General features: G+C 62.1%; 13 protein-coding genes. 4 read left to right on the top strand and 9 right to left on the bottom strand.

The features are described 5' to 3' along the window. The first annotated feature begins 36 nt into the window (after nucleotides 1-36). Nucleotides 37-1125 (top strand): type I restriction endonuclease, encoded by a 1089-nt coding sequence (locus tag NCS28_RS02945; RefSeq protein ID WP_250512379.1) that lies wholly within the window; start codon nucleotides 37-39, stop codon nucleotides 1123-1125. Between the two features lie 88 nt (nucleotides 1126-1213). On the opposite strand, the gene NCS28_RS02940 is transcribed toward NCS28_RS02945, so the two are convergent. From NCS28_RS02940 to NCS28_RS02930, 3 genes are all read right to left on the bottom strand, one after another. Continuing rightward, complete coding sequence (locus NCS28_RS02940; protein WP_250512378.1) at nucleotides 1214-1555, bottom strand: DUF2486 family protein; 342 nt, start codon at nucleotides 1553-1555, stop codon at nucleotides 1214-1216. Between the two features lie 109 nt (nucleotides 1556-1664). Next, nucleotides 1665-2081, bottom strand: coding sequence for a DNA polymerase III subunit chi (locus NCS28_RS02935; protein ID WP_250512377.1), 417 nt, complete (start codon nucleotides 2079-2081; stop codon nucleotides 1665-1667). 7 nt (nucleotides 2082-2088) lie between these two features. Next, the gene (locus NCS28_RS02930; RefSeq protein WP_250512376.1) at nucleotides 2089-3606 is read right to left on the bottom strand and encodes a leucyl aminopeptidase; all 1518 of its coding nucleotides are present in this window, start codon (nucleotides 3604-3606) and stop codon (nucleotides 2089-2091) included. A gap of 171 nt (nucleotides 3607-3777) precedes the next feature. Here NCS28_RS02930 and lptF point away from each other — a divergent pair, with 171 nt between their 5' ends. The 3 genes from lptF to NCS28_RS02915 are packed head-to-tail and all read left to right on the top strand — an operon-like array spanning nucleotide 3778 to nucleotide 6416. Beyond that, nucleotides 3778-4869, top strand: a complete 1092-nt coding sequence (gene lptF / locus NCS28_RS02925; RefSeq protein ID WP_250512375.1) for an LPS export ABC transporter permease LptF — start codon at nucleotides 3778-3780, stop codon at nucleotides 4867-4869. 4 nt (nucleotides 4870-4873) lie between these two features. Then, nucleotides 4874-6022, top strand: a complete 1149-nt coding sequence (gene lptG / locus NCS28_RS02920) for an LPS export ABC transporter permease LptG (RefSeq protein ID WP_250512374.1) — start codon at nucleotides 4874-4876, stop codon at nucleotides 6020-6022. Between the two features lie 22 nt (nucleotides 6023-6044). Next, on the top strand, nucleotides 6045-6416 hold the full coding sequence (locus NCS28_RS02915; protein ID WP_250512373.1) for a sirohydrochlorin chelatase: 372 nt from the start codon (nucleotides 6045-6047) through the stop codon (nucleotides 6414-6416). 96 nt (nucleotides 6417-6512) lie between these two features. On the opposite strand, the gene cobA is transcribed toward NCS28_RS02915, so the two are convergent. The 6 genes from cobA to NCS28_RS02885 all read right to left on the bottom strand — a co-directional run bounded on the left by cobA (nucleotide 6513) and on the right by NCS28_RS02885 (nucleotide 12657). Further along, nucleotides 6513-7268 carry a uroporphyrinogen-III C-methyltransferase gene (gene cobA, locus NCS28_RS02910; protein WP_250512372.1) on the bottom strand — a complete coding sequence of 252 codons (756 nt, stop codon included), beginning with the start codon at nucleotides 7266-7268 and terminating at the stop codon, nucleotides 6513-6515. A gap of 31 nt (nucleotides 7269-7299) precedes the next feature. Beyond that, nucleotides 7300-8613 carry a sulfate adenylyltransferase subunit 1 gene (locus NCS28_RS02905; protein WP_284504736.1) on the bottom strand — a complete coding sequence of 438 codons (1314 nt, stop codon included), beginning with the start codon at nucleotides 8611-8613 and terminating at the stop codon, nucleotides 7300-7302. A 27-nt stretch (nucleotides 8614-8640) separates the two neighbouring features. After that, nucleotides 8641-9594 carry a sulfate adenylyltransferase subunit CysD gene (gene cysD, locus NCS28_RS02900; protein ID WP_350029772.1) on the bottom strand — a complete coding sequence of 318 codons (954 nt, stop codon included), beginning with the start codon at nucleotides 9592-9594 and terminating at the stop codon, nucleotides 8641-8643. An 89-nt stretch (nucleotides 9595-9683) separates the two neighbouring features. Then, on the bottom strand, nucleotides 9684-10415 hold the full coding sequence (locus NCS28_RS02895; protein ID WP_250512370.1) for a phosphoadenylyl-sulfate reductase: 732 nt from the start codon (nucleotides 10413-10415) through the stop codon (nucleotides 9684-9686). A 3-nt stretch (nucleotides 10416-10418) separates the two neighbouring features. After that, on the bottom strand, nucleotides 10419-10970 hold the full coding sequence (locus NCS28_RS02890) for a DUF934 domain-containing protein (protein ID WP_250512369.1): 552 nt from the start codon (nucleotides 10968-10970) through the stop codon (nucleotides 10419-10421). Between the two features lie 10 nt (nucleotides 10971-10980). Continuing rightward, on the bottom strand, nucleotides 10981-12657 hold the full coding sequence (locus NCS28_RS02885) for a nitrite/sulfite reductase (RefSeq protein ID WP_250512368.1): 1677 nt from the start codon (nucleotides 12655-12657) through the stop codon (nucleotides 10981-10983). Nucleotides 12658-12817: the final 160 nt, after the last annotated feature.

Here is a 12817-nt window from a genome sequence, read left to right as displayed (position 1 = left end):
TTGGCATTTGATTATCTCGAAAATAAAAGGTAAAGAATGGATTTCATCGATGAAGTGAGGGCACTGGCTGCGCGCATGGCCGCCGCGAAGGACATGGTGCAAACGGAGGAGGCAACTAAAAACGCGATGGTGATGCCGTTTATTCACCTTCTCGGCTACAACGTTTTTGATCCTCTGGAGGTGACGCCCGAATTAATTGCTGACGTTGGAACAAAGAAAGGCGAAAAAGTTGACTACGCCATCTTGAAGGACGGCAAGCCGATAATGTTGTTTGAATGCAAGAAGTGCGGCGGCGACTTAAACATCAATCATGCCAGCCAGCTTTTCAGATATTTCCATGTCACGGAAGCGCGATTTGGCGTATTGACAAACGGCCTTACTTATCGGTTCTTCACTGATCTCGAGCAACCGAACAAGATGGACGAGAAGCCGTTCTTCGAATTCAATTTCGCCGATTTTCGTGATCAAGACGTCGAGGAGTTGAAGAAATTCGCCAAGACGGCCTTCGACCTTGAAAACATACTGACAACGGCGAATCACCTTAAGTACACGCGTGCGATCAAGAACACATTGAATGACTGGATGGCCGAGCCGCCGGAAGACTTCGTTCGGCTCGTTTCAGCAGAATTTTTGGCTGGGAAGCACTTCAAGAATACAGTGAAGGACCAGTTCACACAGATTGCGAAGCACGCCTTCCAACAATTGGTGGCCGACAAGATCAATGAGCGACTGAAAGGCGCGATGACCCCGGAACCTGCACTACTTGCCTCGGTTACTCATGCGGAGGCGGACTCGTTAGCCGGCGAAACGTCTGAACCGACGTCCATGGAAGTTGAGGCGTACCAGATAGTGCGCGCTATCCTGAGGTCTGTTGTTCCTGCTGACAGGGTGGCAATACGAGGTGCGGCTAGTTATTGCGCCGTCTTGTTCGACGACAACAACCGTAAGCCTATATGCAGATTGCGATTCAAGAACGAGAACCGACTCGTCATCGGCATATTCGATGAAAAGAAAGAGGAAGACCGCGTACCGCTTCAGAGCCTGGACGACATCTTCGCACTCGCCGACAGACTGAAGGCAAGCGTAGCGTGGTACACGCGAGACGAAGAAGCCCCGGCTTCATAGCAGACTGCTCTTCGCCGGTTTCGATGCTCGACGGGCGTCAAGAGCGCCCCTAATCGAAATCCAGTCGACTCCTAGCGCTACCTCGCTCTCATTCGCCCCGCTGCCGCCGCAACTCATCCTCGACCGCGTCGCGCACCCAGTCGCTCATCCGGGCTTCCAGCGCCATCGCGACTTCGCGCGTGATCGCGGAAACAAGCTGCGTCGATTGCTCGCGCAACACTTCGCGGCAACGGTCTTCGATCAGCGCGCGCGCATCGCCCGTCAGGAAAGTCGTGAAGCGGCCGCGCAACTGCTCGGCGATCCGCTGCGCATCGTATTCGATCGCGGCTTCGTCGGCGGACGGCGCGCGCGCGTACTCCGGCTTGCCGGGCACGACGACATCGGTCAGAACGGGTATGGACGAATCGAAGGATTCGGGCTTGTCGGTCATATTCGAAGGTCTCCTGTCGACCAGCGTTTGCACGGCGCGGACGCCGGCTGCTTGCAGAGCGCCATGTCTGAACAGAGCTTAGTGCAGCAGGGACGCGGCCTCTGTGCGCTCAACCGCCCTGATTGTGCGTCTCGATGACATAACCGCGGTCGCGATAGAAGCGATAACGCTCGCGGCCCGCGGCGAGTTCATCGCCCTCGCTGCCGACGATCTCCACGAGCCGCTCGAAGCGCGCGAACTGCGCGGGCACCGGCGCGCCGAGATTCACGAGCACCTGATGATGCGGCGCTTCGTCCAGACTCGACGTGAGCACGACGGGCGTGTCGTTTGCGAGCGGACTCTTCGCCATGCAGTGCGGCACGAATTCGAGCGGCTGGAAGGTCCACAACTGCTCGTCGAACGCGGCGAGGCGCTGCGGTTCGGCGAGCACGACGAGCGGCTTGCCGCTCAGGTACGCCTTGCGCGCGAGGCGGCAGGCGTACGCGAGCGGATCGCCGACATTCGTATGAAAGTCGATGCGCGTCATGCCTGCTTCAGACGCCGGCGCGATCGATCAGGAACTGCGAGAGCAGCGGCACGGGACGGCCCGTCGCGCCCTTCGCGGCGCCGCTCTTCCACGCGGTTCCGGCGATGTCGAGGTGCGCCCACGGATAAGCCGTCGCGAAGCGCGACAGGAAGCACGCCGCCGTCACGCTGCCCGCCGGCCGCCCGCCGATGTTCGCGACATCCGCGAAATTCGACTTGAGCTGATCCTGGTATTCGTCGTCGAGCGGCAGGCGCCAGGCCGGATCGACCGCCTCGCGCGATGCGTCGAGCAGTTCGCCCGCGAGCGCATCGTCCTTCGAGAAGAGGCCCGTGTTGTGATGACCCAGTGCGATGATGCACGCGCCCGTCAACGTCGCGATATCGACCACGGCGGCGGGCTTGAAGCGCTCAGCGTAGGTCAGCGCGTCGCACAGGATGAGGCGGCCTTCGGCGTCGGTGTTGAGCACTTCGATCGTCGTGCCGTTCATCGCGGTGATGATGTCGCCCGGCTTCACCGCGTTGCCTGCGGGCATGTTCTCGCAGGTCGGGATCACGCCGATCACATTGAGCTTCAGGCCCATCTCGGCGACGGCGCGCATCGTGCCGAACACCGAGCCCGCGCCGCACATGTCGTATTTCATCTCGTCCATCGCCTCGCCCGGCTTGATCGAGATGCCGCCGGAATCGAACGTGATGCCCTTGCCGACCAGCACGACCGGCGCGTTCTTGCCCTTCGCGCCCGCGCCCTGGTAATGCATGACGATGAACTGCGGCGGCTCGACCGAGCCCTTCGCGACCGACAGGAACGAGCCCATGTTGAGCGCTTCGATCTGCTTCTGGCCGAGCACCTCGACCTTCAGCTTGAAGTCGCGGCCGAGCTTCTTCGCGGTCTGGCCGAGATAGGTCGGCGTGCAGACGTTCGGCGGCAGATTGCCGAGATCGCGCGTGAGATCCATGCCGTTCGCAATCGCGACGCCCTGCTTCACCGCGACCTTGGCGGCTTTCTCATCGGCGGAATCGATGCTGAAAACGACCTTCTTGAGCGAGCGCGCGCCGTTGTCGGGCTTGCTCTTCATTTGCGTGAACTTGTAGGTCAGCTCGCGCAGCGCGAGGATCGCGGCGCGCACGGCCCAGTCGCCGGAGCGTTCCTGGATCGGCAGTTGCGCGAGCGTGAAAGTCGCCTGACCGATCTTCGAGCCGAGCACCACGCGCCATGCGGCGCGCACGGCTTCGCCATAGGCTTTCTGATTGAAGGCGTCCTGCTTGCCGAGACCGACGAGCAGCACGCGCGATGCGCCGATGCCGGTGACTTCGGGCACCATCAAGGTCGTGCCCGCGCGGCCGCTCATATCGCCGGCCTTGACGACGCGCGAAATCAGGCCTTTGGTCGCGACGTCCATGTCGCGTGCGGCGCCCGTGAGAGTCTGTGCTTCGAAGACGCCGAGCACGATGACATCCGACTTCCCGGTAAGGAAACCATTTGCCTCGCCTTTGCTCCAATCACAGGCTTTTATGCTAAAGTCCATCGCGCTTATCCTCGGATAAAATCTTGGCTGAAGGATGAAAGCCGCAATTATCCGCTATTTTTTCCGCGGCGGTCACAGGCAGGCGGCGTGAGGGTAAGCGAATACCCTTCCCGTAAGCCACGAGATGCGCGCCAGATTTCCGCATCCCCGCCGGCTCCAAGCAAAAATTCAATGATCTTCGAACGCTCCCTGCAGCGCGAACTCGCGTATACGGCCGGCGCCGTGTTCATGGTGCTGCTCACGATCATGCTCACGACGATGATGATTCGCATCGTCGGCTTCGCGGCGCAAGGTCAGATCGACCCGAAGGACGTCGTCGTGCTGATCGGGCTCACCGTCATCGGCTATCTCGCGGTCATGCTGATCGTGACGCTGTTCGTTTCCATTCTGTTCGTGCTCACGCGCTGGTATCGCGACTCGGAGATGGTCGTGTGGCTCGCGTCCGGCGTCAGTCAGACGCAGCTCATCAAGCCGATCGCCGTGTTCTCCGCGCCGATCATCATCCTCATCATGTTCTTCGCGTTCGTCGGCTGGCCGTGGTCGAACCAGCAGAGCAAGCTCATCAAGCAGCGCTTTCAGCAGCGCGATGAAGTGTCGCTGCTCGCGCCAGGGCAGTTCCGCGAATCGCCGTCGAGCCATCGCGTGTTCTTCATCGAGAAGATGTCGCCGGATCAGGGGCACGTCGAGAACGTGTTCGTCACGAGCACGGAAGGCGGCAAGGTCAACGTGATCGTCTCGAAGAACGGTCACACCGAAACGCGCCCCGACGGCGACCGCTTCATCGTGCTCGACAACGGCCGCCGCTACGACGGCGAGCCCGGCCAGCCGAACTTCCGCATCATGGAGTTCGAGCGCTACGGTGTGAAGATAATGAGTCGCCAGGTCGTGAATACCCCGACCACGACAGGCATCTACACGCCGGAGCTGCTCGCCAATCCGACCGACGAAAATCTCGCGGAATTCGCGTGGCGCGTGGGTCTGCCGCTCATCGCCGTCAATCTGATGCTGCTCGCCATTCCACTTTCGTATCAGAACCCGCGCCGCAGCCGCACGATCAATCTCGTGATGGCGGTGCTGATCTATCTCACCTATTCGAATCTGCTGAACGTCGTGCAATCGTGGATCGAGCAGGGCAAGCTGTCGTTCGGCGTGGGGATCGTCGGGCTGCACATCGTCGTCGGGGCGCTCGTCGCGTTCATCTTCTGGCTGCGGATTCGCAACCGGCCGCTCTTCAAGCTGCCCTCGTTGTCGAAGGGGGCCTGACGCGATGCGCATTTATGAACGATACTTCGCGCGCCAGATCTATCTCGCGTTCATCTTCATCCTGTTCGCGTTCTCGGGCCTGTTCTTCTTCTTCGACCTGATCAACGAACTGAACACGGTCGGGCATGGGAACTACAAGTTCACGCTCGCGGTACTGCGCGTCGCGCTGCAGACGCCTTCGCGCTTCTACGAAATCATTCCCGTCGCCGCGCTCATTTCGGCCATCTACGTCTTTGCGCAGATGGCGGCGGCGTCGGAGTTCACGATCTTTCGCGTGTCGGGACTCTCGACCGGCGCCGCGCTGCGCTCGCTTCTGAAGATCGGCGTGCCGCTCGTGCTCATCACGTATCTCATCGGCGAAGTGGTCGGACCTTACACGGATCAGTTGTCCGAGCGCGTGCGGCTGGAGGCGCTCGGGTCGTCGGTGTCGTCGAATTTTCAGTCGGGCGTGTGGGTGAAGGACACGCTGACGGCGAAAGAGAACGGCGAGCAGGTCACGCGCTTCGTCAACGTCGGCACGCTGAATCCTGATACGACGATCGCCAACGTGCGCATCTATGAATTCGACTCGAAGTTCCGGCTGACGAACGTGCGCATCGCGAAGAGCGGCGTGTACGAGCCGCCGGGACACTGGAAGCTCACGGGCGTCACCGACACGCAGTTGAACGACGCGCCGCCGCAAGCCGTCAATCCCGGCGACACGCTGAACCCGGTCTATCGCGCGACGCAAACGACGCTGCCCGAATACTCGTTGCGCTCGGAGTTGACGCCGCAGATTCTGTCGGTGTTGCTGGTGTCGCCGGACCGGATGTCGATGTTCAATCTGTTCCGCTATATCCAGCATCTGACGGAGAATCATCAGGATGCGCAGCGGTATCAGATCGCGTTCTGGCGCAAGATCCTCTATCCGTTCGCGGTGTTCGTGATGCTGATTCTTTCGCTGCCGTTCGCGTATCTGCATACGCGCGCGGGCGTGGTCGGCGTGAAGGTGTTCGGCGGCATCATGATCGGGATGAGCTTTCAGCTCTTCAATACGCTGTTCTCGCATATCGGCAATCTGAACACGTGGCCCGCGCCGATCACCGCGGCCGCGCCCGCCTTGGCCTATCTCGTGATCGGGCTGATCGGCCTGAAGTGGGTCGAGCGGCACTGACGTTTCTTCCCGGGAGCGCGCAATGAAGACGCACGGCATCATCCTGTTCGGTCACGGCGCACGAGATCCGCGCTGGGCCGAGCCGTTCGAGCGGCTTGCCGCGAAGCTGCGCGGCGTGCGCGGCGAACCGGTTTCGCTGGCGTTTCTCGAACTGATGTCACCGGATTTGCCCACCGCCGTTGCTGGGCAAGCCGCCGATGGCTGCGGTGCGATCACGGTCGTGCCCGTGTTTTTCGGGCAAGGCGGCCACGTGCGAAAGGATTTGCCGGAGATCGTCGAGAAGTGCCGGGCGGCGCATCCGGATATCGTTATTTCCTGCGCGACGGCGGTCGGGGAGGACGATGCGGTGCTGGATGCGGTGGCGGAGTATTGTTTGCGGCAGGTTGGTCGGTAGTTCATCGTTGGCCGTTCGGCCGAGTGACGCCATGCGATTCGAGCGCAAAAAACGCACCGTCACCGGTGCGTTTTCTTCATGCCCCGGCGACGCCCATCAAGCCGCCGCCTGCATCCCCTTCAAATGCACCTTCGGCTTGGCCGTCGCCCGTTCCCGAAACGCCTCGCCGATCATCAGCAAACTCGGCTGCGACGGATCCAGCCATTCCTGCGCCTCGCCCAACGCCATGCGCGCCAGTGTCAACGTCAGCGTGCGCTCGCGCGGCGTGCTGCACGCCTCGACGATCGCCACCGGCGTCGAGCCCGGGCGGCCCGCGTCGATCAACTGCTGCGCGATATCCGGCGCACTGTCGCGGCCCATGTAGAACACGAGCGAATCCGCCTTGGCCTGCTCGCGGATCTCGTCGCTGTCGGGGGCGCGCGAATGAGTCGCCATCGCGACGCTACGCGCCACGCCGCGCAAGGTCAGCGAGCGCTTGAGCGTCGCCGCGCTCGCGAGCGCCGCCGTGATGCCCGGCACCACTTCGAACTCGATGCCCGCCGCTTCGAGCGCGCGCATTTCTTCGTCGGCGCGGCCGAAGAGCATCGGATCGCCGCCCTTCAGACGCACGACGACGCCATGCTCCAGCGCCGCATCGACGATCTGCTTGTTGATGAAGTGCTGAGCCGTCGAACGCTGTCCGCAGCGCTTGCCGACGGCAATCTTCTTCGCGTTCGGCGCGTAATCGAGCATTGCCGGTTCGACGAGCGCGTCGTGCAACACAACGTCCGCCTGTTCCAGCAACCGCATGCCGCGCACGGTGATGAGATCCGCCGCGCCCGGCCCCGCTCCGATCAGATAGACCTTACCCATACGCTTGTCCGTCGATGCTTGTCCGTCGAAATTAACCAGCAATGGCACGAATCATACCGGCCGCGACCGTGTGATGCGTCGCCTCGTCGATCAGCACGAACGCGCCGGTTCCCTGATGCGTATCGTACTCGTCCGCGACGATCGGTTTCTGCAACGTGAGCGCCACGCGGCCGATATCGTTCATCGCGAGCGTATTGCGATCGACCGAATGCGACAGAGTATGCACATCCAGCACCTGCTTCACCGCGCCGACGCGCGCGAACACCGTGTTGGTCGTCTGCTTCAGCAGATATTTGCGCTGTGGCGAGAGCGGCTCTTCGTCGAACCAGCAGATGTCCGCTTCGAGCTTTTTCGCCGGCTCGACCTTCTCCGTCGCCGGCACGAACGTATCGCCGCGCGACACGTCGACGTCTTCCGTCAGGCGAATCGTCACCGTCTGGCCCGCGAAAGCGCGATCCACCGGCGCGACGCCGCCCGGCACCGGCGCGATGATCTCGGCAACGGTCGCTTCACGATTGGCCGGCAGCACGACGATCGCATCGCCGACGCGCACTTCGCCCGCCTCGACGCGCCCCATGTAGCCGCGGAAGTCGTCGGCCTGCGAGCCGTCCTGACGCGCGACCCACTGCACCGGGAAACGCAGCGCCTGATCGTTCGGCTGTGCGACCGGCAGCGATTCGAGCAGATCGAGCAGCGGCTCGCCCGCATACCACGGCATGCGCTCGCTCGCCGTCACGATGTTGTCGCCCTTCAACGCCGACACCGGCACGAAGCGCACGTTCGACAAACCGAGCTGCTGCGCGAGCGTGACATACGCATCGCGAATCTCGTTGAAACGCGCTTCGCTGTAATCGACCAGATCCATCTTGTTGATCGCAACGATCGCGTGCTGCAGGCCGAGCAACTTGACGATCGCGCTGTGGCGCTTCGTCTGCGGCAGCAGTTGCGCGACGCCGTTATCGAACGTGACGCGCGTGGCGTCGACGAGAATGATCGCGGCATGCGCCGTCGATGCGCCCGTCACCATGTTGCGCGTGTACTGCTCGTGGCCCGGCGTATCGGCGATGATGAACTTGCGCTTGGCCGTCGCGAAATAACGATACGCGACGTCGATGGTGATGCCTTGCTCGCGCTCGGCTTCGAGGCCGTCGGTCAGCAGCGACAGATCGATTTCGTCGCCCACGGTACGCTTGTTCTTCGCGCGCGAGATCGCCGACAACTGGTCGGACAGCACAGCCTTGCTGTCGTACAGCAGGCGGCCGATCAGCGTGCTCTTGCCGTCGTCGACGCTGCCCGCCGTGATGAAGCGCAACACGCCCAGGTCTTCAGCTTGATAAATACTCATGATTCTTCGTTCCTTGGGGCGTGTGGCTTAGAAATAACCTTGTTTCTTGCGCTGTTCCATCGCGGCTTCGGACGCCTGGTCGTCCATGCGCGTCGCGCCGCGCTCCGTGATTTCCGTCACGGCCGTTTCGGCGATGATCTTCTCGACATCGTCGGCGTCGCTCGCGACCGGGCACGTGCAGCTGATGTCGCCGACGGTCCGAAAACGCACTTGCGCCACTTCCGACGTTTCGCCCTCGCGCAGCGGCGTGAGCGGCGTGAGCGGCACGAGCAAACCGTTGCGGCGGATGATCTCGCGGTCATGCGCGTAGTAGATCGACGGCAGTTCGAGCTTCTCGCGAGCGATGTACTGCCACACGTCGAGCTCGGTCCAGTTCGAGATCGGGAACACGCGCAGATGCTCGCCCGCATGCAGACGCGCGTTGTAGATGCTCCACAGTTCCGGGCGCTGCGCCTTCGGATCCCATTGGCCGAATTCGTCGCGGAACGAGAAAATGCGTTCCTTCGCGCGCGCCTTTTCTTCGTCGCGGCGCGCACCGCCGATCATCGCCGTGTAGCCGTATTCCTCGATGGTTTCGAGCAGCGTCACCGCTTGCGCGGCGTTGCGCGAATCCGTCTCGCGGCGCAGGCGCACGGTGCCCTTCTTGATCGAATCCTCGACATGGCCGACGACCAGTTCCGCGCCGATTTCCGCCGCGCGGCGATCGCGGAACTCGATCACTTCCTGGAAGTTGTGACCCGTGTCGATGTGAACCAGCGGGAACGGCAACTGCGTCTTGCGGCCGGCGCCGAGACCGAACGCCTTGAGCGCGAGATGCAGCACGACGACCGAATCCTTGCCGCCCGAAAACAGGAGCGCGGGCTTGCTGCATTCCGCGACGAGTTCGCGAATGATGTGGATCGACTCGGCTTCGAGCCAGTCCAGGTGATCCATGCGGGTCGCCTTGTTGGCGATCGGTGCGGTGACGGTTGAGTCGAGCATCGTGCTCATGTTCGTCGATCCTTTTTTATGCAGCGTCATGCAATTTCCAGTGCGACGATGCGTTTAATGACAGGGTTTGATGCGGCGTCTTATGCGCCTTGAATCGCCGAGCTCGGAGCTTCCTCGACGATCTTGATGTTCGTGATGTGCAGGCCGCACTCTTTCGTATCGCGCGATTCCCACCACCAGCGGCCCGCCCGGCTGTCTTCGCCAGGGCGCACCGCACGCGTGCAGGGCTCGCAGCCGATGCTCGGATAGCCGCGCGCATGCAGCGGATTCACCGGGACGTCGAAGGCTTTCAGGTAATCCCACACATCGGTTTCGGTCCAGTCCGCGAGCGGATTGAACTTCGCGATGCCGCGCGGCGCGTCGTGCTCTTCCTCGTGCAACTCGGCGCGCGTCACCGACTGCTCGCGGCGCTGACCCGTCACCCACGCCGACACATCCGACAGCGCGCGATTGAGCGGCTCGACCTTGCGGATATGGCAGCAGCTCTTGCGCAAATCGATGCTTTCGTAAAACGCGTTCAGGCCGTGATCGCGGACATAAGCGTCGACCGCGTCCTGCTGCGGATGGAATTGCTCGATCTCGTAGCCGTAGCGTGCCTTCACGCTGTCGAGCATGCCGAGCGTTTCCGCGTGCAGGCGGCCCGTGTTCAACGAGAAGATGCCGATCTTCACATCGCGCGACAGAATGGCGTGCGTGAGCACCATGTCTTCGGCGGCGAGGCTGCTGGCTAGCTTGACGCGCTGATGGCGCGCTGCGATCGAATCCAGCAGCGCATCCAGGCGTTCAATCTTGGCTTGCAAATCAGGCGTCATGCATCAGGCTCCAGACGCTGCAACAGGTGCTGCAACAAGCGCCGCGCGACGGCGGAACAGCGGTTCGAGATTGTCGGTCGCGCCCTGATACAGCTCGGTGAACTCGTTGAACGCGTTCAGCGCGTCGTTGATGTCCTTGTCCGCGCGCACCGCGAACGCATCGAAGCCGCAACGCGAATGGAACAGCACCTGATCGCGCAGCACGTCGCCGATCGCGCGCAGTTCGCCCGTCCATTGATAGCGCTCGCGCAGCAGACGCCCGATGGAAAAGCCGCGGCCATCGCGGAACACCGGGAAGTCGACCGCGATCACGGAAAGCTCACCGAAGTCCGGCGCGAGATCGGCGGGTTCGTCATCCGGCGCGAGCCACACGCCGATGTCTTCCTTCGCGCGCGACGCGACGATCGCCGACTTGTGCTCTTTCCACAGCGCGAACGGCACGATGATTTTGCCGGCGGGCAGCGCATCGACGGCGGGCAACGCGCCGTCTTCGGCGGCACGCACGACGGTGAAGCCGTCTTCGACGACGGCGCGGTTCTTGATGATCAACGTCATGTGCAAATCCTTAAGCGTGAGCCTGGCGCGATGCGTACACGCGCTCCTTGAACGGCGCCATGCCGATGCGGCCGAACGTCTCGATGAAGCGCTCGCCTTCGATGCGGTTGTCGACGAAGGTGTCGATCACTTGCGAGATCACGTCGGGCATCTCTTCGGCCGAGAACGACGGGCCGATCACCTTGCCGAGATGCGCGCCGGTCGCGCCCGAGCTCTGCTCGCCGCCGAGCGTCACCTGGTACCACTCGGAGCCGTCCTTGTCGACGCCCAGAATGCCGATGTTGCCGACGTGGTGATGACCGCACGCGTTGATGCAGCCCGAAATGTTCAGCGACAGGTCGCCGAGATCGTGCACGTAGTCGAGATCGTTGAAACGGTCCTGAATGGCGAGCGCGATCGGAATCGACTTGGCATTCGCGAGCGAGCAGAAATCGCCGCCCGGGCACGCGATGATGTCGGTCAAAAGGCCGATGTTCGCCGTCGCGAAACCAAGCGCCTTCGCGCGTTCCCACACGGTGTGCAGGTCACGCTTCTTCACGTTCGCGAGAATCAGGTTCTGCTCGTGCGACACGCGGATTTCGCCGAACGAGAATTCGTCGGCGAGCGCGGCGACGTCGTCCATCTGCTTGTCGGTGGCGTCGCCCGGCGCGATATGGCGCTGCTTCAGCGAGAGCGTCACCGCCGCATAGCCCGGCACCTTGTGCGGACGCACGTTGCGCTCGACCCAGCGCGCGAACGGCTTGTTTTCGATCAGATGCTTTTCGAACGAAGCGTCCGTGTCCGCGAGCTTTTCGTAGACCGGCGGCGCAAAGAACTTCGACACGCGATCCACTTCTTCCTGCGTGAGCGTCGACGGGCCGTCCTTCAGATGCTGCCACTCTTCCTCGACCTGCTTCGAGAACTTCTCCGGCGAGAGCGCCTTCACGAGAATCTTGATGCGGGCCTTGTACATGTTGTCGCGGCGGCCATAGCGGTTGTACACGCGCAGCACGGCTTCGCAGTACGTGATCAGGTGTTGCCACGGCAGATCGCGCTTGATGATCGCGCCGACGATCGGCGTGCGGCCGAGACCGCCGCCCGCGAGGATATCCATCACCACTTCACCCTGCGCGTTCTTCCTCAGGTAGACGCCGAGATCGTGGACCTGCACGGCCGCGCGGTCTTCCGCCGAGCCGTTCACGGCGATCTTGAACTTGCGCGGCAACCACGCGAATTCCGGATGAAACGTCGACCACTGGCGCAGGATTTCCGACCACGGACGCGGATCGACCTGCTCGTCTGGCGCGACGCCTGCGAACTGGTCGGCGGTAATGTTGCGGATGCAGTTGCCCGAAGTCTGGATCGCGTGCATTTGCACCGAAGCGAGCTTGCGCAGGATTTCCGGCGTTTCTTCGAGCTCGACCCAGTTGAATTGGATGTTGGTGCGCGTCGAGAAGTGACCGTAGCCGCGGTCGTGTTCGCGCGCGATGGTGGCGAGCATGCGGAGCTGGTCGCTGCGCAGGTTGCCGTACGGAATCGCGATGCGGTGCATGTACGCGTGACGCTGCATGTACAGGCCGTTTTGCAGACGCAGCGGACGGAATTCCTCTTCGGTCAATTCGCCCGACAGACGGCGGCGGACCTGGTCAGCGTACTGCGCGACACGTTCGTCGACGATGCGTTGGTCGATCTGATCGTATTGGTACATTCGGGGGCCCCAAGTTCTTGTGTAAGCGCGGCGTCCTAGGTTACGCAGCGCGTCTCATCCATCGAATATCCATTGAGTCGCCGTCGCGAGCGTCGTTCAGACGGAACGCTCATTTGCTTATGACAGATAGAGATATGGATATTGGAAAAATTGGACTGAT

The sequence above is a fragment of the Caballeronia sp. INDeC2 genome (genome assembly GCF_023631325.1).
Lineage (GTDB): Bacteria > Pseudomonadota > Gammaproteobacteria > Burkholderiales > Burkholderiaceae > Caballeronia.
Note: the sequence above shows the minus strand (reverse complement) of the source record. Positions and strands in the feature narration are given on the sequence as shown.